The organism is Rhizobium sp. NLR8a, assembly GCF_019685235.1.
Classification (GTDB): domain Bacteria; phylum Pseudomonadota; class Alphaproteobacteria; order Rhizobiales; family Rhizobiaceae; genus Rhizobium.
In genome coordinates, this window is sequence record NZ_JABDWI010000001.1 from 669,186 (window position 1) to 693,672 (window position 24,487).

Consider the following 24,487-nt stretch of genomic DNA (forward strand, 5'->3'; position numbering starts at 1 on the left):
AGTGATTCCCGACGTCAAACCGAATAGTGTGCTTTATCTCAGCGGCGTCTCAGTTTCCTTCGACGGCTTCAAGGCGCTGAATTCGCTCTCGATCGTCATTGAGCCCGGTGAGCTCCGCGCCATCATCGGCCCGAACGGCGCCGGCAAGACGACGATGATGGATATCATCACCGGCAAGACCAGACCCGATGAGGGCGAGGTGTTCTTCAACGGCACAATCGATCTCACGACAAGGGATGAGGCCGACATTGCTCAGCTCGGCATCGGCCGCAAGTTCCAGAAGCCGACGGTCTTCGAAAGCCATACGGTCTGGGACAATCTGGAACTGGCGCTGAACCGCCGCCGTGGGGTGTTTTCGACGCTGTTCTACCGGCTTTCGGGCGGGGACAGGGCACGGATAGAGGAAATCCTGGAAACTGTGCGGCTGACGCACCGGCGCGACGAACTGGCGGCCAATCTCTCTCATGGGCAGAAGCAGTGGCTGGAGATCGGCATGCTGCTCGCGCAGGAGCCGAAGCTGCTGCTCGTCGACGAACCGGTGGCCGGTATGACGGACGCGGAGACGGCGGAAACGGCGATCCTGCTCAAGGATATCGCCAGGACCCGGTCGGTTGTCGTCGTCGAACATGACATGGGCTTCATCCGCGACCTCGGCGTCAAGGTGACGTGTCTTGCAGAAGGTTCGGTGCTGGCCGAAGGATCGATCGATTTCGTCAGCTCCGATCCGAAGGTGATCGAGAACTATCTGGGACGGTGAGGAATGCAACCTCCAGGCTTGAACCTGACAAAAGAAGGCGCTCTAAAACAAGTGGGTTTCATTGTGGGGTTTCATCATGGCTTTTCTCGGTATTCTGGTCGCGGCGCTCAGCGGCGCGGTTATCTGGTATTGGCGGTTTAAAATGGTGCGCGAGGCGGGAAACGAGATTATCGATTCAGTCGAGCGTATGCGGGGCGCTTATAAGCGCGGAAAGCGCCGCAAACAGGCGGAGGCGGCGCCGCTCGCTTCGATTGCCGATCCGGCGATTGCGGCGGTCGCCTTCTTCTTCTGCCTTGCCAAGGAGAAGCCGATGTATGTCGACGCGGCGAGGGATGTCATCCGCGGCCGCATGAAAGGCATCATTCGGCCGGCCGACATGGAAGAGGTTCTGGTTTTCGGCGAGTGGGCGTCCAAGAACGTCACCAGTCCCGAAGATCCGATCCGCCGGTTCAGGGATCTTTGGATCAAGGTGCTCGACATGCAGGAGCGCCAACAACTGATCGGTATCGCCGAGGACGTAGCTGCGGTCGGCGGCGAGAGAACGAAAGAACAGGACTATGCCCTGCAGACGCTGAGGCGCAGCCTGATGAACTGATGGGGAATGATGAACGGATGCTGACAGTCGAAAACGCAAATCTGCATTATGGCGCCGCGCAGGCGCTGCGCGGCATCTCCATCAAGGCGGAGATGGGCAAGATCACCTGCGTGCTGGGCCGCAATGGGGTCGGCAAGAGCTCGCTGTTGCGCGCCGTCACCGGCCAGCATCCACTGTCGGCCGGCGCCGTCACCTTCAACGATACGAAGCTGAACGGCCTGCCGCCCTTTGCCCGCGCCAAGCAGGGCATCGGCTATGTGCCGCAGGGCCGTGAAATCTTCCCGCTGCTCACCGTGAGGGAAAATCTCGAAACCGGCTTCGCGCCGCTTGGCCGCCGCGACCGCAATATTCCCGACGATATCTTCAGTCTCTTCCCGGTGCTGAAATCGATGCTGTCGCGGCGCGGCGGCGATCTTTCCGGCGGGCAGCAACAGCAACTGGCGATCGGGCGTGCCATGGTGACGCGGCCGAAGATCCTCGTGCTCGACGAGCCGACCGAGGGTATCCAGCCGTCGATCATCAAGGATATCGGCCGGGCGATCCGTTATCTCCGCGATTCCACCGGCATGGCGATCCTGCTCGTCGAGCAATATCTGGATTTCTGCCGGGAGCTTGCCGACTACGTCTACATCATGGATCGCGGCGAGATCGTGCATGAGGGGCTGGCGGAGACGCTGGACACGCCGGAGGCCCGCCGGCATCTGACCGTCTGACGGGCAGATGCCGCGTTTTGCGGCAATGAGAGCGGCGCTTCGTCGATCTCCCGCACGCATCGCGGTGTCTTCCGGACGGCATGGGAATTGCTTGCTTTCCGTGATCCGCGCGATGAAATGAAAAGCGGTGGCGCGACCGAAAGGGACGAAATGACGATTGCGGCGGCTGGTACCAGACCGCAAAGAGCGGAGGGACGCGGGCATCTGGCGGCAAGGCTGCTCGACGGCCGCACGCGCATCCGCGAGCTCTATCAGGAGGGCGCGGCGAAGATCCGCCTGCCCGATACGTTCGATACCTCGATGGAAGCCGTCATCATCAATACCGCGGGTGGGCTGACCGGCGGCGACCGGATGGATTGGAGCGTCGTTGCCGGCGCCGGTACGAAGATCGACGTTACCACCCAGGCTTGCGAGAAGATCTACAAGGCATCGGCGGGCACCGCCGAGGTGACGACCCGCATCGAAGTTGGAATGCGAGCGCGCGTAGACTGGCTGCCGCAGGAGACGATACTCTTCGACCGGGCTTCACTTTTCCGCCGGCTCGATGTCGATCTCGACGAAAGCGCCGAGTTCCTGGCCGTCGAGGCGGTGCTGCTCGGCCGCAAGGCGATGGGTGAGGCAGTGGAGACGGGACTCTTTCGCGACCGCTGGCGTATCCGCCGTTCGGGCCAGTTGATCCATGCCGAGGAATTGAAGCTTTCCGAAGGTATTTCGACGCTGGCGGCGCGTCAGGCCGTGCTTTGCGGGCAGGTGGCCTTTGCGACGCTGCTCTATGCCGGGCCGCTTGCGGACGCCTATCTCGGCAAAGTGCGGACGCTCCTCGAAGGGCCGATGGGCGGTGCAAGCGCCTGGAACGACAAGCTCGTCGTGCGCCTTGCGGCAGCCGACGGTTTCTCGCTGAGAAAAATCCTGATCCCGGTCATTTCCACCTTGCGTAATGGTGCGCCTGTGCCGAAAGTCTGGAATCTCTGAATTTAAGCACGAAGCAGATGGATACGTAATGAACCTCACTCCAAGAGAAAAAGACAAGCTGCTGATATCGATGGCGGCGATGGTGGCGCGGCGGCGGCTGGAGCGCGGCGTCAAGCTGAACTATCCCGAGGCGATCGCGCTGATCAGCGATTTCGTCGTCGAAGGCGCCCGCGACGGCCGCCCGGTCGCCGAGCTGATGGAGGCCGGCGCCCATGTGATCGGCCGCGACCAGGTGATGGAAGGCGTTGCAGAGATGATCCACGACGTGCAGGTGGAGGCGACCTTCCCGGATGGCACCAAGCTCGTCACTGTGCACGAACCGATCAGGTGAGGAGATAGAAATGCTGGAACTCAGACCCAATTGCGAATGCTGCGACAAGGATCTGCCGCCGGAGAGCGCTGAAGCGCGGATCTGCACCTATGAATGCACCTTCTGCGCCGATTGCGTGGACGGCGTATTGAAGGGCACTTGCCCGAATTGCGGCGGCAATCTCGTCGCCAGGCCCATCCGGCCGGCCGCCATGCTTGCCAAAAATCCGGCTTCGACGAAACGTGTGCTGAAGGCCGAGGGCTGTGCGCCCAGGGCGGCTTAGGGAGAACTCTATGATTCCGGGCGAAATCATTGCCGCTAGCGGCGATATCGAACTCAATGCCGGCGCGCCGACGGTGACGCTGGAAGTTTCCAATACCGGCGACCGGCCGGTGCAGGTCGGCAGCCACTATCATTTCGCGGAGACCAATGCCGGACTTTCCTTCGACCGCGCGGCGGCGCATGGGAAACGTCTCGATATTCCGGCAGGGACGGCCGTGCGCTTCGAGCCGGGGCAGACGCGTTCGGTGACGCTGATCCCGCTGTCCGGCAAGCGCGAGGTTTACGGCTTCCGCCAACTCGTGATGGGAAAGCTTTAGAAGAACGGGAGAGGCGAATGCGTCTGAATATTTGCCTCATCGGGGCGGCGATGCTGTTTGTGGCCGGCCGTGTGTCCGCGCAGGATGTCGATTGCAAGAATCCGCAGACGCAATCGGATATGACCTCCTGCGAAGAGGAGCGCCATGAGGCTGCCGACAAGGCGCTGAACGAACAGTATAAGAAGACGCGGGCCGCCATGGCCGCGATCGACAAGGATCTCGATGGCGACATGAAAGGCGCGGAGAAGGCGCTGGTCAAGGCGCAGCGCGCCTGGATCGACTATCGCGATGCAGAATGCGATGCCTTCGGATTTCAGGCCCGCGGCGGCACGATGGAGCCGATGCTGGTTGCCGGATGCCTGGCCGAGGAGACGGATAAACGCACGAAAGAGCTGAAACAGCTCGAAGACACGATGAGCAATTAGGGTGATCAAAAAGATCGTAATCGTCGGCAATGGAGAGGTCGCAGAAGGTCAGGCAGGCATCATCGATGCCGCTGATTTCGTCATCCGCTTCAACGATTGCCGCTCCTACGGCGCCGGCGGCAGACGCACGGATGCCGTTGCAGTCTGCAATACCGGCCGGCCGGCCAAGGCGATGCTCGCCTCGCCGGCGTGGCGCGCCCATCCCGGCGTCGTCGCGGCGCGCGAAATCTGGTGCGTGCGCGACCCGGAAAAATTTGCCGCCATGCGGGCGCTGCTTACTGCCTCTCATCCGGAGCTCGACGATTTCTGCGACGACTATACGGATGCGTTCGCTGCCTTCTGCACTGACGCCGGCAAGGCGCATGTCGTCATCGGTAAGGCGCTCCACGAGGACGTTGACGCCTCGCTTTCGGCCTTTGCGCCGGCGCCCTATGTGGTGCCGAGCAGCGGCATGATCGTCATCGCCGAGGTGCTGAACAAATATCCCCACGCCGAGGTGATGCTGGCCGGCTTCGGTCACGCCGGCTGGGAATGGCACCCGTTTGCGGCCGAACGGCAGCTTGTCGATAGTTATGTTGCCGCCAGCCGTCTCACGCGACTCGGCGAAAAACCACTTGTCTCTTCCTCCCACGGAGCCTGATGAATGCCCTACAAGATCTCCCGCGCCGCCTATGCCGGCATGTTCGGACCGACGACCGGCGACAAGGTGCGCCTTGCCGATACGGAGCTCTTCATCGAGATCGAAAGGGATTTCACCAGCTATGGCGAGGAGGTGAAATTCGGCGGCGGCAAGGTGATCCGTGACGGTATGGGCCAGAGCCAGGTGACGCGGGCCGACGGCGCGGTCGATACCGTCATCACCAATGCGGTGATCGTTGATCATTCGGGCATCTACAAGGCCGATATCGGCCTTAAGAACGGGCGCATTGTTGCGATCGGCAAGGCCGGCAATCCCGATATGCAGCCGGGCGTCAATATCATCGTCGGCCCGGGCACGGAGGCGATCGCCGCCGAAGGCAAGATCGTTACTGCAGGCGGCATGGACAGTCATATCCACTTCATCGCGCCGCAGCAGATCGAAGAAGCGCTGATGTCCGGCATGACCTGCATGCTCGGCGGCGGCACGGGGCCGGCGCATGGCACGCTTGCCACCACCTGCACGCCCGGCCCCTGGCATCTCGCCCGCATGATCGAAGCGGCCGACGCCTTCCCGATGAACCTTGCCTTTGCCGGTAAGGGCAATGCCTCGCTGCCGGGAGCATTGACCGAAATGGTGCTGGCCGGCGCGACCTCGCTGAAGCTGCACGAGGACTGGGGCACGACGCCAGGCGCCATCGACTGCTGTCTGTCGGTCGCCGACGAATATGACGTGCAGGTGATGATCCACACCGACACGCTGAACGAAAGCGGCTTCGTCGAGGATACGATCGGCGCCATCAAGGGCCGCACCATCCATGCCTTCCACACGGAAGGGGCGGGCGGCGGGCATGCGCCCGATATCATCAAAATCTGCGGCCAGCCGAACGTCATCCCGTCGTCAACCAACCCGACGCGGCCCTATACCGTCAACACCATCGCCGAGCATCTCGACATGCTGATGGTCTGCCATCACCTGTCGCCGTCGATCCCCGAGGATATCGCCTTTGCCGAAAGCCGTATCCGTAAGGAGACGATCGCGGCGGAAGACATTCTGCACGATATCGGCGCCTTCTCGATCATCTCGTCCGATAGCCAGGCTATGGGCCGCGTCGGCGAGGTGGCGATCCGCACCTGGCAGACGGCCGACAAGATGAAGCGCCAGCGCGGCCGGCTGAAGGAGGAAAAGGGTGATAACGACAATTTCCGCGTCCGCCGCTATATCGCCAAATACACGATCAATCCGGCGATCGCCCACGGTCTCAGCCATGAGATCGGCTCGGTCGAGATCGGCAAGCGCGCCGACCTCGTGCTCTGGAACCCGGCCTTCTTCGGCGTGAAGCCCGACATGGTGCTGCTCGGCGGCTCCATTGCGGCGGCTCCGATGGGCGATCCGAACGCCTCGATCCCGACGCCGCAGCCGGTGCATTATCGGCCAATGTTCGCCTCCTACGGTCGCAGCCTCACCAATTCCTCCGTCACCTTCGTCAGCCAGGCCTCGCTCGATGCCGGGCTGAAGGGCAGGCTCGGGGTCGCAAAGGAACTCGTGGCGGTGAAGAATACGCGCGGCGGCATTTCCAAGGCGTCGATGATCCACAATGACCTGACGCCGGAGATCGAAGTCGATCCGGAGACCTATGAAGTCAGGGCAAACGGCGAATTGCTGACCTGCGAGCCGGCGACGGTGCTGCCGATGGCGCAGCGCTATTTCCTGTTTTAGGCCAGCATCCGTGCATGCGGGGCGGCTGATGAGGACGGGCATCCGCTGGCTGTTGCAGGCCCTATTCCTACTTCTGATTCTGGCAGCGGGCGGGACCTTCATTCCCCGGCCGTTGATTGCCCCGGTCAAGGCGTCGCCTGCGGTGCCGACCCACCGGGTGCTTCTGCTGTCGGGACCGATCCATACCGATATTGCCATTCCGCTCGATGCGGAGACGCGGGCTGCCTTTTCCTTTCTCGATGATCCCGATTTTCCGCTCGGTCACCCGAATGCGGAATGGCTCGTGGTCGGCTGGGGCGGCCGCGCCTTCTATCTCGAAACACCGACCTGGGGTGAGCTAAAGCCGCTGCCGGTGCTACGGGCGCTGACGATCGATCGTTCGGTGCTGCATGTGGATCTCGCCGGCCATATTGCCGAGCCGCAGCCTGATGTTACCGCATTCGTTATTGGTGACGATGAATTGGCGCGGCTGCGCCAATTCATCGCTGACAGCCTCGTCCGCAACGCGGGCGAGATCGCGCCGATCCCGGATGCGGGTTACGGGGAGATCGATCGGTTTTTCGAAGCCAAGGGATACTTCAATGCCCTCTTCGGCTGCAACACCTGGACTGCCGCTGCACTCCGTTCGGCGGGGCTTCGGACTGGCTTATGGAACCCGCTTCCACAATCATTGCGATTGTCTGTCGGTGTCTACAATTGACGCACTCGCTGGCCTATCCGCTCTTAAACGAAATTGTGAACAGAGCTCTCCGTTCGGTTGTAAAAACCATTGGGAAAACCCGGCTTTTCTCCGGCTAGTCCATTCTGAAACAACCCGGCGCAAGATCGTGATAAAGCTATTATATATCAGTATATTAGCTGCTCGTGCGCGTTGTTCGATTCAGGGATTGGAGACTTGCAGCCCCTGCTAGAAAAAATCTCTCCACCGAATCGTCGGAAATCGTTCGAATTTTAGCGAGTCGATTAAGACACCCGCAGCAATTGGGCTCTTATCAATGCTTTGAAACGCCGGGCAGGAAGGTCGATTCTCATGAGAAACTGGATGTCGCTGCAGGCCGATTTTGGCGATTTTCAATATCGCAGGCACGTCTATGTCTTTGCGCTGAGGATGAGCTTTCTTGCCGTCATTTTCTCCGGCGTCATCATTGCGCTGACGATACCGCCACTCGGTTTTCTCGGGCTGCTGCCGGTGACCCTTTCGCACGCGATCGGCTTCGGCGCCATTTTTTCCTGGCTTGTCGGCGGCACGGTCTCCGGAATGCTGTCGCTGGCCACAGGCTTCACCATGCATGAGCTGACGCTATCGCGGGCGAAGTTCGAAAAGCTCAGCCGCACCGATACCCTCTCCGGCCTGTTGAACCGGCGCGCCTTCACAGAGGCGCTGGATCGGATCGAAGGCGACGCCTCGCTCGTCATTTTCGACGTCGACCGTTTCAAGGCGATCAATGATCGCTTCGGCCATGCCTGCGGCGATGCGGCTATCACGGCGGTCTCGGCGGTGCTGATCACCGCCTTCGACGAATCATCCGTCGTTGCGCGCCTCGGTGGCGAGGAATTCGGCGTCATCGTCTCCGGCGAACCGCTGGAGAAACGGTTGGAGCGGATCCAGGCCGTGCAGTCCGATATCGCCGGCAGGCCGCTCGTGGCAGATGGGAACCATATTGCCATCACCATTTCCGGCGGCGTGGCCGATCTCATTCCTGGGCGCAACAAGCAGCAGGTCTACGCCTCGGCCGACCGGGCGCTTTATCTCGCCAAGGCGCTCGGACGCAATCGCGTCGTGCACGAGCGGGAGGGACTGCATCATGCCTGGCACGGACTTGCCGAAGCTGGTCCCGACACGGAGGGCAGGGGATTAAGCAGCGACAACGTGATGCAGGCCTACGGGATATAAAAGCCAAGCTGCTAACGAAAGGCCATTGGTGCTTGCATCGGCAAGAGCTATTTTGCATGGTCGCCCTTTCAGCAAAACGGACAAGTCATGCAGCGCGTTACCTCCTATCTTCCTGTCGGAACCCCGTCCTCCCACCCGACCGCCCAGGTCAAACTACCGCATGATTTGCGGCATCTGCGCCGCAAGCTGCTGCATCTGGAAAATGGCGAGATGGTCATGCTCGATCTCAAGGATCCGGTGCTCTTCGCCAATGGCGACCTGCTTGTGCGCGAAGACGGCGAACTGATCGAGATCCTTGCGGCCGACGAGAAACTCTTCGAGATTCGCGGACGCGACCGCACGCATCTGGTCGAGCTTGCCTGGCATCTCGGCAACCGCCATCTTGCCGCCCAGATCGAGGAAGACCGCATCGTCATCCTGCGCGACCATGTCATCCGCACCATGCTGCAGGGGCTCGGCGCCACCGTGCTCGATATCGAGGAGCCCTTCCAGCCGGCACGTGGAGCCTATCATTCCCATGGCGGACATTCGCATGACCACGGGCACGCTCATCACGACCACGGGCACAATCATGACCATGGGCATGACCATGATCACACGCATGGCCATGACCACAAGCATGATCACACCTGCGACCATGATCATGGGCACGGGCATCACGGCCACAAACACGACTGAGGCTCGATGAGCGAAGATCGTGAGTTACAGGCACTGCTGCGCCTGACGGCATGGCTTTCACCGGCCTTTCCGATCGGCAGTTTTGCTTATTCGGGCGGGTTGGAGGGGGCGGTGGCCGATGGGCTCGTCACCGGTGGCGCCTCGCTTGCGGACTGGGTCGTCACGCTGGTCGGCCATGGCTCGGTCTGGAACGATGCGGTGCTTCTGGCAGAGAGCCACAGGTGCCAAGCGATCCTCGCGCGCCTTACGGAGGTTGCCGCACTCGCCGAGGCGCTTGCCGGATCGCGCGAGCGTCATCAGGAAACGATGCTGCTCGGCGAGGCCTTCCTCTTGGCGGCGCGAGCCTGGCCGGATGAAGTTTTCGAAAGGCTGCCCGGCAAGACCGCCTACCCTATCGCGGTCGGAGCGGTTGCTGGCGCCCATGGCATCAGACCGGAGAAGGTGCTCGCAGTCTTTCTGCATGCCTATGCCTCGCAGGCGATTTCAGCAGGCATCCGACTTGGCGTCGCCGGGCAGAAGGATGGCGTTGCCATACTTGCCGGGCTTGAAGAGCAGATTGCGGGGATCGCGTGGCGGGCGGCAGCCTCAACCCTCGACGATCTCGGTTCGGCGACGGTGCAGGCCGATATCGCCAGCCTGCGCCACGAAACCCAAACGACCAGACTTTTCCGCTCGTAACCTACCAAAATAATCCTGCAACTGCGCCATTTGACGGTGGCGCCTACCGGCGGCCTCGCTATCATCGCAATCCTATTGGAGTACGACATATGAAATCACGAAATGGACCTCTGCGCGTCGGCATCGGCGGGCCGGTCGGCTCGGGCAAGACGGCGCTGACGGAAAAGCTCTGCAAGGCGATGCGCGACGATTATTCCGTCGCTGTTGTCACCAACGACATCTATACGACCGAAGACGCCGAGGCGCTGGTGCGCATGCAGGCCCTGCCTTCGGAGCGCATCGTCGGCGTGGAGACGGGCGGCTGCCCGCACACCGCCATTCGCGAGGATGCGACGATCAATCTTCAGGCGATCGCCGGCCTCAACGAGCGCATTCCCGATCTCGACGTGGTCTTCATCGAATCCGGCGGAGACAATCTGGCGGCAACTTTTTCGCCGGATCTCGCCGATATCACCATCTATGTCATCTCCGTCTGCCAAGGCGAGGAAATCCCGCGCAAGGGCGGGCCAGGCATCACCCGCTCGGATCTGCTCGTCATCAACAAGAAGGATCTGGCACCCTATGTTGGCGCGGATCTGGAGGTGATGGACCGGGACGCTACCCGCATGCGCGCAAGCCGCCCCTTCATCTTCTCCGACATGAAGCGCGGCGACGGCGTCAGCTCGATCGTCAGCTTCCTGAGGGAGCAGGGCGGGCTTTGAAGCTGCGCGACAGGCGATGTTGCGGAACGTCGAACTGAAACGGGCCGGGAAATTGCTCCCGGCCCGTTCTGTTTTTCGGATTTCGCTCATTCAGCCGCGAATGGCGGCAGGCGAAGCACGTTGGTATCTTTGGCGCTCTTGCGCTTGTTTTCCGGCTTTTCGATCGCGGTCAGGCGCTCGTCCAGCGCATCGATATCGCTGCGGTTCTCGCGGGTCACGCGGGTAAGATCCTCGCGCGAGAGCGGCAGGTCTTCCTCGTCCTTCCTGCCGACCAGGCGTCCAAACATCCAGCCGAGCAGGCGGGACAGATCGTCCATGATCAGGAAGAAGGAAGGCACGACGACGAGCGAAAGCACCGTCGAGACGATGATGCCGCCGATCACCGCGATCGCCATCGGCGCGCGGAACGAGCCGCCTTCGCCGACGCCGAGCGCGGACGGCAGCATGCCTGCCGACATGGCAATCGAGGTCATGATGATCGGCCGGGCGCGTTTGCGGCCGGCTTCGACCATGGCTTCGACCCGCGTCATGCCCTGGTGGCGCATCTCGATCGCGAAATCGACGAGCAGGATGGCGTTCTTGGTGACGATACCCATCAGCATGAGAATGCCGATCATGACTGGCATGGACAGCGGATTGTTGGTGACGATCAGGCCCGCCGCGACGCCGCCGATCGCGAGCGGCAGCGAGAAGAGGATGGTGAAGGGCTGGATCACGTCCTTGAAGAGCAGGATCAGCACCGTCAGCACCAGCAGAAGGCCCATCAACATGGCGTTGACGAAGCTCTGCTGCATCTCGGTCTGCACCTTGGTGTCGCCGCTTTCGGCAAGATGCACCGTCGCCGGGATTTTGGCCGCGTTGACGATCTCACGGAAGCGGGCCGAGGCCGTGTCGAGCGCCACGCCCTGCGGCAGGTCGGAACCGATCGAGACGACGCGGTAGCGGTTATTGCGCTTGATCGAGCTTACGCCTTCCGAATAGTCGATATTGGCGACGCTCGAGAGCGGAACGGTGCCGCCGCTGGCGGTCTGGATCTTCAGTGCCCGGATGGCGGCAAGGTCGCGGCGCATGTCGAGCGCTGCCTGCACCCGGATCGGGATCTGGCGATCGTCGAGCGAGATCTTGGCTAGTGCCGCATCGACATCGCCGATGGTGGCGACGCGGATCGTCTCGGAGATCTGCTGCGGCGTGATGCCAAGGCGGGCGGCTTCATCCTTGCGCGGATACACTTGCAGTTCCGGACGGGGCAGGGCACCGTCGGCGCTGACATTGGCGAGCAGCGGATCGGCGCGGAGTTTCGATTCCAGAATGCCGACGGCCTCGTTCAGGTCCTTCTCGTTTTTGGAGAGAAAGTTGAAGGAGAGGTCGCGTTCGCCGCGGTCGTTCAGCTTCAGGATATGGACATCGGGAATATCGCGCAGTTTGGCAAAGACTTCCTTTTCAATATCCCATTGCGGGCGCTCACGGCCGTGGACTTCCACCTTGGGCAGCATCGGCCCAATGACCGGGATACGGCCGAGCACGTCGTTGACCACCTTCTTGACCAGCGACTGGTCGAGCTTGTGGAGTGCCAGCGTGATGGTTGCACGGCGCAGTTCGAGATCGCCCTTCGGAGATGCGCCGCCGAGAACGAAGACGCTCTCGACGCCGTTGATGTCCTTGACCCTGTCATAGATCGCATTGGTCGTCTTCTCGGTGTCGTCGAGCCGCGCATTGGGCGGTAGCTCGACGGAGAGAACGATGCGTGAGGCGTCTTCCGGCGGCAGGAAGCTGCCCGGAACCTTCATCAGCAGGAAAACCGAGCCAACGAGAAAGCCAATCGCCGCAAGCAAAGTCAGATATCGCGAATACTTATGCCCGGTCGTTCCCCGGATCAGGCGCGTATAACCCTTCATCAGCAGACTGTCATTGTCGTGATGGTCTTCCATCCCGTCTTCGGCGCGCATCAGATAGGCGGCCATCATCGGGGTGATCAAGCGCGCGACCAGCAAAGAGAAGAAGACGGAGAAAGCGACGGTCAGGCCGAACTGGATGAAGTACTGGCCCGGAATGCCCGGCATGAAGGAAACCGGCACGAAAACCGCGATGATGGTGAAGGTGGTGGCGATGACGGCGAGGCCGATTTCATCCGCCGCCTCGATCGCCGCCCGATAGGGCGTCTTGCCCATTTTGATATGGCGGGCGATGTTCTCGATTTCCACGATCGCGTCGTCGACCAGGATACCTGTCGCGAGCGTCAGGGCGAGGAAGCTGACGAGGTTCAGCGAGAAACCCATCATGTCCATGACCCAGAAGGTCGGGATTGCAGAGAGCGGCAGCGCGATGGCCGAAATCAGCGTCGCCCGCCAGTTTCGGAGGAACAGCAAAACGACGATGACGGCAAGCAGAGCGCCTTCCAGCAGCGTGTGGATGGCGGCTTCGTAGTTGCCGTAGGTGAAATAGACCGAATCGTCGATCATTTCGATCTTCACGTTCGGATTTTCGCTTCGGACCTTATCGAGGCTCTGCGCGACCGTTTCGGCGACGCTGACCTCGCTGGCGCCCTTCGAGCGGAAAACGCCGAAGGTAACAACAGGCGTATCGTTGAAGCGCGAAAAGGATTTCGGCTCCTCATAGGTGTCCTTGATCACGCCGAGATCGGACAGCTTGACGAAGCGTCCGCTCGGCAGCGCAATCGTCGTGTCGGCAAGTTCGGCGACGTTGCGGGCATCCCCCAGAACGCGGATTGCCTGTTCACTGCCCGCCACCTGGCCGCGACCGGAGCCGAGATCGACATTGGTGCCGCGCAGCTGATCGTTCACGCTTGCGGCGGTGATGCCGTAAGCATCGAGCTTACCAGGCGCGAGTTCGATGCGCACTTCGCGCTCCGCGCCGCCGTAGCGGTCAACGCGGCCGATGCCGGCCTGGCCCTGCAGGGCGCGCTTGATCGTGTCGTCGACGAACCAGGAGAGTTCTTCCAGCGACATGTCGGGTGATGACACGGCGAAGGTCTGGATCGCCTGGCCCTCGACATCGACCTTGGTAACGATTGGTGCTTCGGCCGTCGCCGGCAGATCGCTGCGGATGCGGTCGATCGCGTCCTTGACGTCCTGTACGGCCTGTTCCGTCGGCACTTCCATCCGGAACATGACGTTTGTCTGCGAGCTGCCGTCGGTCACCGTCGACTGGATTTCGTCGATGCCGGTGATCGAGGCGATCGCATCTTCGATCTCCTTCGTCACCTGCATTTCGAGTTCGGCCGGCGAAGCGCCGCTTTGCGTGACGCTGATCGAGACGAGCGGTACGTCGATGTTCGGGAAGCGCGTGATCGGCAGCGTGTTGAAGGACTGAATGCCGATGAAGATCAGCAGGCAGAAGGCCAGCAGCGGCGCGATGGGATTTCGAATGGACCAGGCTGAAAAATTCATCGGATGGTCTCTTTAGTTGGAAGCGGAGGGCTGTTCACGCACCGGCGTGATGTGGTCGCCGTCGCGGACATAGGCGCCCGCCTTGGCAACGACCTCGTCGCCGCTCTTCAATCCATTGACGATCTCGACATAGGCGCCGTCCTGGATGCCGGTCTCGATCTTGGCGAATTTCACCACGCCGTCTTCGACCTTGCGGGCGGAGGAACCTTCGTTGCCGGTGAGCACCGCCGTCAAGGGAAGCGATACGCCCTCGGTTTGGCGGACGATGATCTCGGCGCTACCATACATGCCGGAACGCGCCTTGCTGTCATCGTCGATGGAGATATGGACGAGGCCGAGGCGGGTCACCGAATCGACGGTGGGTGAAACCAGGCGCACGGCGCCGGAAAGCTTTTCGCGGCTGCCGGAAAGCGATATCGTCGCCTTCTGGCCGGCCATGATCCTGACGATATCGCTTTCGGCGACTTCGGCAACGAGCTCGATATCGCCGTCGCGGATGATGGTGAACAGCGGATCCCCGTTGCCGGCGGCGATCGCGCCGACCTTGGCGTTCTTCGCAGAAACCACGCCGGCAACCGGCGTCTTAACGTCGGTGCGGGCGAGCTTCAGATCGGCGTCGGCGATCTGGCTGTCGAAGACCTTCAGATCGGCTTCGGCGACCTCGATCGCCTGTTCGGCGGAGACGACGCGGGCATTGGCGGCAGCGGCGGTTGCATCGGCCTGCTCGACCTGGGCGGTAGAAACGGTGCCCTTCTTGCCCATTTCCTGGGCGCGGGCCTGCTGCTGCCTTGCCTGTTCTGCATTGGCCTGCGCTTCGATGAGCTGGGCGCGCAGCTGGGCGAGGCTTGCCTCGCCCTTGGCCTTGGTCGCCATCATCTGGCTCTTCTCCAGGACCAGCGCGTCGTCGTTCAGCGTCGCCAGCGTGCTATCCGCCTGAACCTTGTCGCCGATATCGGCTTTCAGCGTGCGGATCGACAGTCCCTCGACCTGCGGCTGGATATAGACTTCCTCGACGGGCTTGACCGTTCCGGTGCCGATGACACGGTCGACAAGGGTGCGGTTCACAGCCGTGGTGACAACGATCGCCGGCAGGTTCTGCTGCGGCTTTGAGACCGGCGCCTCCTGCGAAAAGGAGGTGGATGCAGCCAGCGCCGCTGCAAAAAGGGTGGATGCGCCTAAAATTCCGGTCGGCTTGCGTGCCATGCGTTTTCGTCCAATCTCGTCAGAAGGTTAGCCGAATTCGCGCGTCTGCCATTGAGCTCGCGACCAGGCCACTGCCTTTCCTGCATTCTCAGGGGTATCCACACGTCTTTTGCCGTCTTCATCCCTCGCCGGCAAATCGGCTTCTAATTGGTATCGATTTGCTCGATATGCAAGCCCGGCAGAAAACAATTCCCCATGAGCTGATATTAATTACCATCAGAACTTGAATCAATCACCGAAGGGTTATGCGAACATGACGATGATTGATCCTGCCTCTATCCAATGACGTTTGACGCCCGATAAATGCGACAGCTGCACGGTGTTTTTTCATCAAGCGGGAAAAATATCAAACGCGCGGAAATATTCTCCGCGCGTTTGCCTCAAATGTGGCCGTCCTTACTTGGATGCGGCGTCGGTGATGTCGTGCGTCCAGGCGCCCGACGGTTCCTTGCTGATGATCTTCTGGTCGAGCAGCGCTTTGGCGGTGCGGGCATAGAGCGCCTCGTCCAGCTTGCCGGAGCCGTCGCCGACGAGCTTGGCGACTTCGCCCATCATGCGCTTCTGATGGTTTTCGTCCTGGCCGCCATTGTCCACGACGATCTCTGCCGCCTCGTCCGGGTTCTCGGTCGCATATTTCCAGCCCTTCATCGAGGCGCGGACGAACTTGACCATCTTCTCCTTGAACGCCGGGTCCTTCAGCTTGTCTTCCATGGCGTAGAGGCCGTCCTCGAGAAGGTCGTTGCCCATTTGCGTATAGTTGAAGACCGTCAATTCCTCCGGCTTAAAGCCGGCATCGATCGCCTGCCAATATTCATTATAGGTCATGACGGAGATGCAATCGGCCTGCTTCTGGACGAGCGGCTGCACGTCGAAGCTCTGCTTCAGCACGGTGACGCCGTTCGGGCCGCCTTCGGTGGAAAGACCCAGCTTGTTCATCCAGGCGAAGAAGGGGTATTCGTTGCCGAAGAACCAGACGCCGAGCGTATGGCCCTTGAAGTCGGCCTCGGTCTTGACCGGGCCGTCCTTACGGCAGATCATTTCCAGGCCGGACTTCTGATAGGGCTGGGCGATGTTGACCAGCGGAACGCCCTTTTCGCGGGCAACCAACGCGCCGCCCATCCAGTCGACGATGACATCGGCGCCGCCACCGGCGATCACCTGCTCAGGCGCGATATCGGGACCACCCGGCTTGATGTCGACGTCGAGGCCTTCCTCCTTGTAGAAACCCTTCTCCTGGGCGACGTAATAACCGGCGAACTGGCTCTGTGTGACCCATTTCAGCTGCAGAACCACCTTGTCGGCGGCCATAGCATGGGCCGCTGCAAGCGACATGGCGCTCGCCATCATTGCAACCATCAATTTTTTCATTTTCTTGTCCTTACCCTCTGAAGTTATGCCCGGACCCCATTTGCGAGGCCGCGCGCGCCTAGCCACCACGGATAGACGGATGCCAGAACGTCACCGCCCGTTCGGTCAGGGCGATGATGCCATAAAAGATCGAGCCGGCCAGCGCCGCGACGGCGATTTCCGCCCAGACCATGTCGACATTCATGCGGCCGATCTCGGTCGAGATGCGGAAGCCCATGCCGACGATCGGCGTCCCGAAGAATTCCGCAACGATGGCACCAATCAGCGCCAGCGTCGAGTTGATCTTCAGTGCGTTGAAAATGAAGGGCATCGCCGCCGGAAGCTTGAGCTTGAGCAACGTCTGCCAGTCGCTCGATGCGTAGGTGCGCATCAGGTCGCGCTCCATGCTGCCGGAGGCGGAAAGGCCTGCCACGGTGTTCACCAGCATTGGGAAGAAGGTCATGATGATGACGACGGCGGCTTTCGACGGCCAGTCGAAGCCGAACCACATGACCATGACCGGAGCGATGCCGATGATCGGCAGGGCCGACACCATGTTGCCGATCGGCAGCAGGCCGCGGCGCAGGAAGGCGATGCGGTCGGCCAGCACCGCGACGACGAAGCCGCTCAGGCAGCCAACGATATAACCGATCAGGACCGCCTTGAAGATCGTCTGTCTGACGTCGTCGCCGAGGATGGGCAGAGAGGCCATGATGCGGGCGCCGATGGCGCTCGGCGGCGGCAACAGGATGAATGGAATGCCGGCGCCGCGCGTGATCGCTTCCCAGAGGATGAGAATCCAGGCGCCGAAAATCGCCGGAATCAGCAGTTCGAGCACCGATGCACCGAAGGCGGCGGCAGGCGGCACTTTCGAAAGCTCCGTGACGCATCGCCAGGCGAGCAGCCAGGCAGAGAAGAGCAGCAGGAAGTAAGCCCGCGTTGCCGTGCCCTCGTTGCCGGAAAGTGCCGCAAGCAGCAGCCAGGCGGCGCCATGCGCGCCGATGAAAAGCACGGTGGCGCGATAGGCCGGTGGCTGCGGTGCAAAGGACAGGAGAGCGGCCGAAGCGATGACGATGAAGATGAGGCTCGCGGTGCCGTCGGTCAGGGGACGGGCTGCACCGTTGGACAGAAGCGGCAAGGTCGCCAGCGCCGTGACGCAGAGAAGAAGAGCCGCCGTGCCTTGCCAGGAGAAGGTCAGGCGCCTCATGCCGGCCTCCCGCCCATGGCGCGGTCGACGATCTTCGCCGCCAGGCCGACAATCGCGACCAGAACGCCGGCAAGCAGCGAGCCGGCGACCAGCGCCGCCCAGATGTCAATTGTCTGGCTGTAATAGGAGCCGGCGAGCAGCTTCGAACCAATACCGGCAACCGCGCCCGTCGGCAGCTCACCGACGATGGCGCCGACGAGGCTTGCTGCGATCGCGACCTTCATCGAGGTGAAAAGAAACGGGATCGAGGCAGGGACGCGCAGTTTCCAAAAGGTCTGCATCGGACTGGCATTATAGGTGCGCATCAGGTCAAGATAGAGGATTTCGGGTGACCGCAGCCCCTTCACCATGCCGACGGCGACGGGAAAGAAGGAGAGGTAGGTGGAGATCAGCGCCTTGGAGACGAGACGGGAGGCGTCGGAATCGAGGTTCAGCAGATGCGCCAGCGCATTATCGCCTGTGAGCACGTTGTAGGAGATGATGACGATCATCGGCGCGATGGCGAGGATCGGTATCGTCTGGCTGGCCACGAGCCAGGGCATCAGCGAGCGGTCCATGGCGCGGTTGTGCACGATCAGCACGGCGAGAAGAATGCCGAGCAGCATGCCGAAACCGAAGCCGAGCAGGGTGGAGGAGAGCGTTATCCAGCTGTGATAGACGAGGCTGCGGCTGCTCGAAAGGCTGCGCAGGAAAGTGTTCTCATAGACATTCTGCGCCACCTGATGCGGCGCCGGCAGGATCGGCTTTGGCTGCGCCAGCGTCTTGCCGATGAATTCCATCGTGGTCGGCGTGACGCCGGCGCGGCTGTCCATGTCACGCTGGAACGGCGCATTCATGAGAATGGCGGCGACATACCAGATGGCGATCAGGCCGAGCAGGATCGTGGTGACAGGAACGATCTTGTTTTTGAAGGTGTCTGGTTTCACAGCGACTGCCTCCATCTGTTGGCGTCGCGTGCGGAGCCACCCCCCTCTGCCCTTGAGATCAACGCTCTAAACCTCATGGCTATGCCCCGTCCTCAGCCCCTCGCGGACACGATGGGCGATTTCCAGGAATTCGGGGGTGTCGCGGATGTCGAGCGGGCGTTCGGCCGGCAAGGTGGAGTCGATCACGTCGGTCACGCGGCCGGGGCGCGGCGACATCACCACGATCTTGGTCGAGAGGTAGACCGCCTCGGGGATCGAGTGGGTGACGAAGCAGATCGTCTTGTTGGTGCGGGCCCAAAGCTTCAATAGCTCTTCGTTCAGATGGTCGCGGACGATCTCGTCGAGCGCACCGAAGGGTTCGTCCATCAACAGCAGGTCGGCGTCGAAGGCGAGCGCGCGGGCGATCGAGGCGCGCTGCTGCATGCCGCCGGAAAGCTGCCAGGGGAATTTCTTTTCGAAGCCGGAAAGGCTGACGAGGTCGAGCGCCTCGGCGATGCGCCGCGTGCGATCAGCGCCGCGATAGCCCATGATCTCCAGCGGCAGGGCGATGTTGCTTTCGATCGTGCGCCAGGGATAGAGCGCCGGCGCCTGGAAGACATAGCCGTAGGCACGGGCCCTGCGCGCCTCCTCGGGCGTCATGCCGTTGATCGAGATCTCGCCTGATGTGCTCTTTTCGAGATCGGCGATGACCCGCAGGAAGGTCGTCTTTCCGCAGCCGGACGGGCCGATGAAAGAGACGAAATCGCCCTTGCGGACATCGAGATTGACATCGCTCAGCGCCCGAACGGGGCCGTCATTCGCTTGATAGGTGAGACAGAGATCCTTGGCGGATACGACCGAGGGTGCTTGCATCAATGCGACCGATCTTGTTTTCCCCGCGGGACCGCGGTTTGCGTGTTACCATCACCGCAGGCTCTGCCGGCGGCACAATTTACGGAGTAAGAAGATGGATGCGACATCAAAACCCACCTGCCACATCGTTCGTCCCAAGCACGCCTATGACGGCAAGCAGGGGCTCAGCTATTTCGAAGGGATAGCGGCCGAGACCGTCGGCGCCACGGGCATCTGCATGCACCTCCTGACGATCCCGCCCGGCGTGCGTGCCAAGGCGCACCTGCACGAGGCGCATGAGACGGCGATCTACGTGCTCTCCGGCGAGGCTCATACCTGGTACGGTGACCAACTGGAGCATCACGTCGTCACCCATGCCGGCGAGCTCTTCTACATCCCGGCCGGCGTGCCGCATATGCCTGCGAACCTCAGCAGCACGCCCTGCACGGCGGTCATCGCCCGCACCGATCCGCACGAGCAGGAAAGCGTCGTGCTTCTGCCGGAGCTGGACGCGTTGGTGCCGGCGTGAGGTCATCCGCATGGAGGCGTCGTTCCCCAGATGATGGCCGTATCGTTATGCTCCATCGTCACACGCCGGTTGCCGGGATGCCGCTGCGTTCCACCTTGCGCGGGGAGGTGATCTCCTTCCAGGTGGACAGCGCTTTGCTGACGGCTGTCACCGGTTCGCGTCTGACGAACTCGCCGTGGCCCTCGCGGGTCTGGATCGTGTTTTCCTCGATCGCGACGACGCCGCGCGTCAGCGTATAGCGCGGCAGGCCGGTTACTTCCTTGCCTTCGAAGACGTTGTAGTCGATCGCCGACTGCTGGCTCTTGGACGAGATAACCTTCGAACGGTTCGGGTCCCAGACGACGATATCGGCATCGGCGCCGACGAGTATCGCGCCCTTCTTCGGATAGATATTGAGAATCTTGGCGATGTTGGTCGAGGTGACGGCGACGAATTCGTTCATCGTCAGGCGGCCGGTGTTGACGCCGTGCGTCCAGAGCATAGGCATTCGGTCTTCAAGGCCGCCGGTGCCGTTCGGGATCTTGGTGAAGTCGCCGACGCCGAAACGTTTTTGCGCCGTGGTGAAAGCGCAGTGGTCGGTTGCGACCACCTGCAACGAACCGGAGGCAAGTCCGGCCCAGAGCGAGTCCTGATGCTGCTTGCTGCGGAAGGGCGGCGACATGACGCGGCGGGCGGCATGGTCCCAATCGGGGTTGGAATATTCGCTCTCGTCGAGCGTCAGGTGCTGGATCAGCGGTTCGCCATAGACGCGCATGCCCTTGGCGCGCGCCCGGCGGATCGCCTCGTGCGCCTGTTCGCAGGAGGTATGGACGATATAAACCGGGCAGCCGGCCATGTCGGCGATCATGATGGCGCGGTTGGTGGCCTCGCCCTCGACTTCGGCGGGACGGGAATAGGCATGCGCCTCGGGGCCGTTATTGCCTTCGGCGAGCAGCTTTGCCGACATCGAGGCGACGACGTCGCCGTTTTCGGCATGCACCAGCGGCAGCGCGCCAAGTTCGGCGCAGCGCTGGAAGGAGGCGAACATCTCGTCATCGTCGACCATCAGCGCGCCCTTGTAGGCCATGAAGTGCTTGAAGGTATTGATGCCCTTGTCGCGGACGATGGTCTCCATCTCCTTGAAGACCTGCTCGCTCCACCAGGTGACGGCCATGTGGAAGGAATAGTCGCAATTGGCCCGCGTCGATTTGTTGTCCCACATGGTCAGCGCTTCGAGCAGCGACTGGCCAGGGGCGGGAAGGGCGAAATCGACGACCATGGTCGTGCCGCCGGAAAGCGCCGCACGCGTGCCGCTCTCGAAATCGTCGGAGGAATAGGTGCCCATGAAGGGCATTTCGAGATGGGTATGCGGATCGATGCCGCCGGGCATGACGTAACAGCCCGTGGCATCCAGGCTCTCTTCACCTGAGAGGTTCGGGCCGATCTCGATGATCTTGCCGCCGTCGATCTTGACGTCAGCCTTGTAGGTGAGGTCGGCCGTGACGATGGTGCCGTTCTTGATGACTGTGGTCATGGCTGCTGTTCCTTCTCCCTGCGGTCTCTTGTTGTTACTGCTCAACTGCCATCGTGGGCGTACCACTTCGCAGGAGCGCTGCACCCTTGGCGATGAGGCTGTAGACGGCTTCCTCACTCAGCTCATCTGGCGTGTCATGCTCTTCCTCGTAATACCAGTCGGGCTGGTCAACGACGTCAGTGCCGCCGACGGACAATGACCAAAAACCATCGCTTTCGCGAAAGTAGAAATCCTTGCCATCGATCAGCCCAGTTGACTGTACGGGATGGCCGCCGTTGGGACGTTCGACCAAAATGCCGGGCATGGAAGGGCCGAGTTCGATTCGAACGACACAAGGCCTAGGTCCATAGATATAATAGGTTCGATGGGGCCCATTTGGGTCGGGGTCATCCGAATGGGCCAGTTGGACCCCGGAAGGTTTATACCGCCAAAAGCTGGGTATTTGCGGAAGCCTAATCCGCTCGCCTGCAGTGTTGACGCCAACACAATAGATCTGCACGCTAGGGATGTCGCCCCACGGCCCTTCAGTCACTGGCACCACATTGGAGGTGGCCCATGCGATGTCGTCGGCAGTTCGCTGAATTCCGAACTTAAAGGCATCGGCATAGTCGAGATACGTCGTTGGCAAGTTCGACGCCATCACACCACAATCTCCGCCGTCTCCACAACAGCATGGAACAGCACATCGGCACCCGCGGTCGCCCATTCCTTGGAAATCTCTTCCGCCTCGTTGTGGCTGAGCCCGCCGACGCAGGGGCACATGACCATGGTGGCAGGCGCCACCTTGGCGGCCCAGCAGGCGTCGTGGCCGGCGCCGGAGATGATGTTCATGTGGCTGTAACCCAGGTGTTCGGCAGCAGAGCGAACCGAGGCGACGAGCTTTTCGTCGAAGGTGACCGGCGCGAAATGGCCGATCGCCTCGATGGAACAGCCGACACCCAGTGCATCGCAGATGCCAGGCGCTTCCGCTTCGATCTTTGCCCGCATGCGATCGAGCTTGGCCTTGTCGGGCGAACGGATGTCGACGGTGAAGACCACTTTGCCCGGCAGCACGTTGCGGGAGTTCGGCGAGAAGAAGACCTGACCGACGCCGCCGACGGCGCCCGGCTGTTCGCCCATCGCGACAGCCTGGACCATTTCCAGGATGCGCGACATGGCGAGGCCGGCATTGACGCGCATGTTCATCGGTGTCGAGCCGGTATGGGCTTCCTTGCCGGTGAGCGTGAATTCCAGCCACCACAGGCCCTGACAGTGGGTGACGACGCCGATCTGCTTGTCTTCGGCTTCGAGGATAGGGCCCTGCTCGATGTGATATTCGAAATAGGCGTGCATCTTGCGGGCGCCGACCTCTTCGTCGCCGACCCAGCCGATGCGCTTCAGCTCATCGCCGAAGAGATTGCCTTCGGGATCCCTGCGGTTATAGGCGAAGTCCAGGCTGTGCACACCGGCGAAGACGCCGGACGCCAGCATGGCAGGGGCGAAGCGCGCGCCTTCCTCGTTCGTCCAATTGGTGACGACGATTGGATGCTTGGTCTTGATGCCCAGGTCGTTCATCGTCCGCACGATTTCGAGGGCCGAAAGCACACCGAGAACGCCGTCATATTTGCCGCCGGTCGGCTGGGTATCGAGGTGCGAGCCGACATAGACCGGCAGGGCATCGGGATCGGTGCCGGGGCGGGTGGCGAACATCGTGCCCATGCGGTCAACACCCATGGTCAGGCCCGCTTCGTCGCACCATGTCTTGAAAAGGTTTCGGCCCTCGGCATCCGAATCCGTTAGCGTCTGGCGGTTGTTGCCGCCGGCGATTCCTGGGCCGATTTTCGCCATGTCCATGAGACTGTCCCAGAGACGGTCGCCATTGACGCGCATGTTCTCGCCTGGTGCTGCCACCATTCTTCAAGCCCTCACCTGTTTGCGGCAGTCATGCAAGGGGCATGCCCGCCTGTTCCCATGGTCTGATCCCGCGCCTCTTATTGGTTTTATCGAGCGCCGGAAAATCGCCAGTTGCCTTTGTTTTTCATCTGGCGGATATTTGACCGATTGGTAAACATTACAACTTCCACCGCCGGGCTCAAGACGAAAATCACGAAAATTGCCGATAAAAATGCGGGCAGTTGCTCAAGAAAATGGCAGGACCGACCCTAGCCAAAACTTGAGCGAAGAAGTTGAATTGCAAGGGGAAACGATAGCCTATGGCTATTCCGAGAGCAGCGAAGACCTTGCGGCGGACGCGAATCCAGGAGGAGAAGGAAGAGCAGATTCTGGAGGCGGCGCTCGATGTCTTCTCGGCCCGCGGCTTTCGCGGCTCGACGATCGATCAGATCGCCGAAGTGGCCGGCATGTCGAAGCCCAATCTGCTCTATTATTTCCGCACCAAGGAAGCCATGCACCGGGCGCTGATCGATCGGGTGCTCTACACCTGGCTGGAGCCGCTGCGCGCCTTCGACGCCGAGGGCAATCCGGAGGAAGAAATCCGCAGCTACATCCGGCGCAAGCTTGAGATGGCGCGCGATTTTCCGCGCGAGAGCAGGCTTTTCGCCAACGAAGTGCTGCAGGGTGCCCCCCATATCGAGGACGAGCTGAAGGGGCCACTGAAGGAATTGGTCGACGAGAAGGCGGAGGTCATCCGCGCCTGGACGAAATCAGGCAAGATCGTCGAGTGTGATCCCTACCACCTGATCTTTTCGATCTGGTCGACGACGCAGCATTATGCGGACTTCGACGTCCAGGTGCGCGCCGTGCTGGGGCAGGAGCACGCCGGCGAGGGGCGCTTCGAGGATGCGGCGCGGTTTTTGGAACAGCTTTTCATCGGCGGGCTGCGGCCGGATACTGCGAGAACTTGACCG

General features: G+C 61.5%; 26 protein-coding genes. 17 read left to right on the forward strand and 9 right to left on the reverse strand.

The annotated features are described in order from the left end of the window. Position 1 precedes the first annotated feature (1 nt). From urtD to ureG, 15 genes are all read left to right on the forward strand, one after another. Entirely contained in the window at positions 2-757 is a 756-nt protein-coding gene (gene urtD, locus HJC04_RS03015; RefSeq protein ID WP_210631573.1) for an urea ABC transporter ATP-binding protein UrtD, read from the forward strand. A gap of 76 nt (positions 758-833) precedes the next feature. Then, complete coding sequence (locus tag HJC04_RS03020; protein ID WP_210630107.1) at positions 834-1,352, forward strand: hypothetical protein; 519 nt, start codon at positions 834-836, stop codon at positions 1,350-1,352. A gap of 17 nt (positions 1,353-1,369) precedes the next feature. After that, a complete protein-coding gene (gene urtE, locus HJC04_RS03025) occupies positions 1,370-2,065 on the forward strand; it encodes an urea ABC transporter ATP-binding subunit UrtE (protein ID WP_210630109.1) in 696 nt (231 codons plus the stop codon). Positions 2,066-2,215: 150 nt separating this feature from the next. Next, a complete protein-coding gene (locus tag HJC04_RS03030) occupies positions 2,216-3,037 on the forward strand; it encodes an urease accessory protein UreD (RefSeq protein WP_221144681.1) in 822 nt (273 codons plus the stop codon). Between the two features lie 28 nt (positions 3,038-3,065). Further along, positions 3,066-3,368, forward strand: a complete 303-nt coding sequence (locus HJC04_RS03035; protein ID WP_064695492.1) for an urease subunit gamma — start codon at positions 3,066-3,068, stop codon at positions 3,366-3,368. A 10-nt stretch (positions 3,369-3,378) separates the two neighbouring features. Beyond that, complete coding sequence (locus HJC04_RS03040; RefSeq protein ID WP_210630113.1) at positions 3,379-3,630, forward strand: DUF1272 domain-containing protein; 252 nt, start codon at positions 3,379-3,381, stop codon at positions 3,628-3,630. A gap of 10 nt (positions 3,631-3,640) precedes the next feature. Beyond that, positions 3,641-3,946 carry an urease subunit beta gene (locus HJC04_RS03045; RefSeq protein WP_003542314.1) on the forward strand — a complete coding sequence of 102 codons (306 nt, stop codon included), beginning with the start codon at positions 3,641-3,643 and terminating at the stop codon, positions 3,944-3,946. A 17-nt stretch (positions 3,947-3,963) separates the two neighbouring features. Next, positions 3,964-4,371 carry a lysozyme inhibitor LprI family protein gene (locus HJC04_RS03050; RefSeq protein ID WP_210630115.1) on the forward strand — a complete coding sequence of 136 codons (408 nt, stop codon included), beginning with the start codon at positions 3,964-3,966 and terminating at the stop codon, positions 4,369-4,371. A gap of 1 nt (position 4,372) precedes the next feature. Continuing rightward, entirely contained in the window at positions 4,373-5,011 is a 639-nt protein-coding gene (locus HJC04_RS03055) for a Urease operon accessory protein (protein WP_210630117.1), read from the forward strand. 3 nt (positions 5,012-5,014) lie between these two features. Further along, entirely contained in the window at positions 5,015-6,727 is a 1,713-nt protein-coding gene (gene ureC, locus HJC04_RS03060) for an urease subunit alpha (protein ID WP_210630119.1), read from the forward strand. 28 nt (positions 6,728-6,755) lie between these two features. Next, the gene (locus tag HJC04_RS03065) at positions 6,756-7,427 is read left to right on the forward strand and encodes a TIGR02117 family protein (protein WP_221144683.1); all 672 of its coding nucleotides are present in this window, start codon (positions 6,756-6,758) and stop codon (positions 7,425-7,427) included. Positions 7,428-7,757: 330 nt separating this feature from the next. Then, positions 7,758-8,621: a GGDEF domain-containing protein gene (locus HJC04_RS03070; RefSeq protein ID WP_210630123.1), complete on the forward strand. Its 864-nt coding sequence runs from the start codon at positions 7,758-7,760 to the stop codon at positions 8,619-8,621. 87 nt (positions 8,622-8,708) lie between these two features. Next, on the forward strand, positions 8,709-9,299 hold the full coding sequence (ureE, locus tag HJC04_RS03075; RefSeq protein WP_221144685.1) for an urease accessory protein UreE: 591 nt from the start codon (positions 8,709-8,711) through the stop codon (positions 9,297-9,299). 6 nt (positions 9,300-9,305) lie between these two features. Further along, positions 9,306-9,977: an urease accessory protein UreF gene (locus tag HJC04_RS03080; protein WP_221144687.1), complete on the forward strand. Its 672-nt coding sequence runs from the start codon at positions 9,306-9,308 to the stop codon at positions 9,975-9,977. Between the two features lie 89 nt (positions 9,978-10,066). Then, entirely contained in the window at positions 10,067-10,678 is a 612-nt protein-coding gene (ureG, locus tag HJC04_RS03085; RefSeq protein ID WP_221144696.1) for an urease accessory protein UreG, read from the forward strand. Between the two features lie 86 nt (positions 10,679-10,764). Here the strand turns inward: ureG and HJC04_RS03090 are convergent, their stop codons facing one another. The 6 genes from HJC04_RS03090 to HJC04_RS03115 form a co-directional block, all read right to left on the reverse strand. Then, entirely contained in the window at positions 10,765-14,085 is a 3,321-nt protein-coding gene (locus HJC04_RS03090; protein WP_221144698.1) for an efflux RND transporter permease subunit, read from the reverse strand. A 12-nt stretch (positions 14,086-14,097) separates the two neighbouring features. Then, the gene (locus tag HJC04_RS03095; RefSeq protein ID WP_221144700.1) at positions 14,098-15,288 is read right to left on the reverse strand and encodes an efflux RND transporter periplasmic adaptor subunit; all 1,191 of its coding nucleotides are present in this window, start codon (positions 15,286-15,288) and stop codon (positions 14,098-14,100) included. A 396-nt stretch (positions 15,289-15,684) separates the two neighbouring features. Further along, positions 15,685-16,656 carry an ABC transporter substrate-binding protein gene (locus tag HJC04_RS03100; protein ID WP_221144710.1) on the reverse strand — a complete coding sequence of 324 codons (972 nt, stop codon included), beginning with the start codon at positions 16,654-16,656 and terminating at the stop codon, positions 15,685-15,687. 58 nt (positions 16,657-16,714) lie between these two features. After that, on the reverse strand, positions 16,715-17,842 hold the full coding sequence (locus tag HJC04_RS03105; protein WP_210630134.1) for an ABC transporter permease: 1,128 nt from the start codon (positions 17,840-17,842) through the stop codon (positions 16,715-16,717). Then, positions 17,839-18,768 carry an ABC transporter permease gene (locus HJC04_RS03110; RefSeq protein ID WP_210630136.1) on the reverse strand — a complete coding sequence of 310 codons (930 nt, stop codon included), beginning with the start codon at positions 18,766-18,768 and terminating at the stop codon, positions 17,839-17,841. Before HJC04_RS03110 ends, HJC04_RS03105 begins: the two co-directional genes overlap by 4 nt. A gap of 66 nt (positions 18,769-18,834) precedes the next feature. Next, a complete protein-coding gene (locus HJC04_RS03115; protein WP_210630137.1) occupies positions 18,835-19,620 on the reverse strand; it encodes an ABC transporter ATP-binding protein in 786 nt (261 codons plus the stop codon). A gap of 94 nt (positions 19,621-19,714) precedes the next feature. On the opposite strand from HJC04_RS03115, the gene HJC04_RS03120 reads away from it, so the two are divergent. After that, entirely contained in the window at positions 19,715-20,128 is a 414-nt protein-coding gene (locus tag HJC04_RS03120; protein WP_210630139.1) for a cupin domain-containing protein, read from the forward strand. 58 nt (positions 20,129-20,186) lie between these two features. Here the strand turns inward: HJC04_RS03120 and hydA are convergent, their stop codons facing one another. From hydA to HJC04_RS03135, 3 genes are read right to left on the reverse strand one after another with little or no spacing between them, the layout of a single operon-like run. Continuing rightward, a complete protein-coding gene (gene hydA, locus HJC04_RS03125; RefSeq protein ID WP_210630140.1) occupies positions 20,187-21,641 on the reverse strand; it encodes a dihydropyrimidinase in 1,455 nt (484 codons plus the stop codon). A gap of 34 nt (positions 21,642-21,675) precedes the next feature. Next, a complete protein-coding gene (locus HJC04_RS03130; protein ID WP_221144712.1) occupies positions 21,676-22,281 on the reverse strand; it encodes a hypothetical protein in 606 nt (201 codons plus the stop codon). Further along, positions 22,281-23,534, reverse strand: coding sequence for a Zn-dependent hydrolase (locus HJC04_RS03135; RefSeq protein WP_210630143.1), 1,254 nt, complete (start codon positions 23,532-23,534; stop codon positions 22,281-22,283). Before HJC04_RS03135 ends, HJC04_RS03130 begins: the two co-directional genes overlap by 1 nt. Positions 23,535-23,833: 299 nt before the next feature. Between HJC04_RS03135 and HJC04_RS03140 the strand changes: the two genes are divergently transcribed. Continuing rightward, the gene (locus HJC04_RS03140; RefSeq protein ID WP_210630145.1) at positions 23,834-24,484 is read left to right on the forward strand and encodes a TetR family transcriptional regulator C-terminal domain-containing protein; all 651 of its coding nucleotides are present in this window, start codon (positions 23,834-23,836) and stop codon (positions 24,482-24,484) included. Positions 24,485-24,487 lie beyond the last annotated feature (3 nt).

Excerpts from the sequence above, each read along its gene's own strand:
- HJC04_RS03095 (WP_221144700.1), bottom strand. The coding sequence starts at position 15,288 with ATGGCACGCAAGCCGACCGGAATTTTAGGCGCATCCACCCTTTTTGCA.
- ureG (WP_221144696.1), top strand. The coding sequence starts at position 10,067 with ATGAAATCACGAAATGGACCTCTGCGCGTCGGCATCGGCGGGCCGGTC.
- HJC04_RS03035 (WP_064695492.1), top strand. The coding sequence starts at position 3,066 with ATGAACCTCACTCCAAGAGAAAAAGACAAGCTGCTGATATCGATGGCG.
- HJC04_RS03080 (WP_221144687.1), top strand. The coding sequence starts at position 9,306 with ATGAGCGAAGATCGTGAGTTACAGGCACTGCTGCGCCTGACGGCATGG.
- HJC04_RS03050 (WP_210630115.1), top strand. The coding sequence starts at position 3,964 with ATGCGTCTGAATATTTGCCTCATCGGGGCGGCGATGCTGTTTGTGGCC.
- HJC04_RS03140 (WP_210630145.1), top strand. The coding sequence starts at position 23,834 with ATGGCTATTCCGAGAGCAGCGAAGACCTTGCGGCGGACGCGAATCCAG.
- ureC (WP_210630119.1), top strand. The coding sequence starts at position 5,015 with ATGCCCTACAAGATCTCCCGCGCCGCCTATGCCGGCATGTTCGGACCG.
- HJC04_RS03130 (WP_221144712.1), bottom strand. The coding sequence starts at position 22,281 with ATGGCGTCGAACTTGCCAACGACGTATCTCGACTATGCCGATGCCTTT.
- HJC04_RS03115 (WP_210630137.1), bottom strand. The coding sequence starts at position 19,620 with ATGCAAGCACCCTCGGTCGTATCCGCCAAGGATCTCTGTCTCACCTAT.
- HJC04_RS03030 (WP_221144681.1), top strand. The coding sequence starts at position 2,216 with ATGACGATTGCGGCGGCTGGTACCAGACCGCAAAGAGCGGAGGGACGC.
- HJC04_RS03090 (WP_221144698.1), bottom strand. The coding sequence starts at position 14,085 with ATGAATTTTTCAGCCTGGTCCATTCGAAATCCCATCGCGCCGCTGCTG.
- urtE (WP_210630109.1), top strand. The coding sequence starts at position 1,370 with ATGCTGACAGTCGAAAACGCAAATCTGCATTATGGCGCCGCGCAGGCG.
- ureE (WP_221144685.1), top strand. The coding sequence starts at position 8,709 with ATGCAGCGCGTTACCTCCTATCTTCCTGTCGGAACCCCGTCCTCCCAC.
- HJC04_RS03135 (WP_210630143.1), bottom strand. The coding sequence starts at position 23,534 with ATGGTGGCAGCACCAGGCGAGAACATGCGCGTCAATGGCGACCGTCTC.
- HJC04_RS03065 (WP_221144683.1), top strand. The coding sequence starts at position 6,756 with ATGAGGACGGGCATCCGCTGGCTGTTGCAGGCCCTATTCCTACTTCTG.
- HJC04_RS03045 (WP_003542314.1), top strand. The coding sequence starts at position 3,641 with ATGATTCCGGGCGAAATCATTGCCGCTAGCGGCGATATCGAACTCAAT.
- HJC04_RS03100 (WP_221144710.1), bottom strand. The coding sequence starts at position 16,656 with ATGAAAAAATTGATGGTTGCAATGATGGCGAGCGCCATGTCGCTTGCA.
- HJC04_RS03070 (WP_210630123.1), top strand. The coding sequence starts at position 7,758 with ATGAGAAACTGGATGTCGCTGCAGGCCGATTTTGGCGATTTTCAATAT.
- HJC04_RS03040 (WP_210630113.1), top strand. The coding sequence starts at position 3,379 with ATGCTGGAACTCAGACCCAATTGCGAATGCTGCGACAAGGATCTGCCG.
- HJC04_RS03105 (WP_210630134.1), bottom strand. The coding sequence starts at position 17,842 with ATGAGGCGCCTGACCTTCTCCTGGCAAGGCACGGCGGCTCTTCTTCTC.
- HJC04_RS03020 (WP_210630107.1), top strand. The coding sequence starts at position 834 with ATGGCTTTTCTCGGTATTCTGGTCGCGGCGCTCAGCGGCGCGGTTATC.
- HJC04_RS03120 (WP_210630139.1), top strand. The coding sequence starts at position 19,715 with ATGGATGCGACATCAAAACCCACCTGCCACATCGTTCGTCCCAAGCAC.
- hydA (WP_210630140.1), bottom strand. The coding sequence starts at position 21,641 with ATGACCACAGTCATCAAGAACGGCACCATCGTCACGGCCGACCTCACC.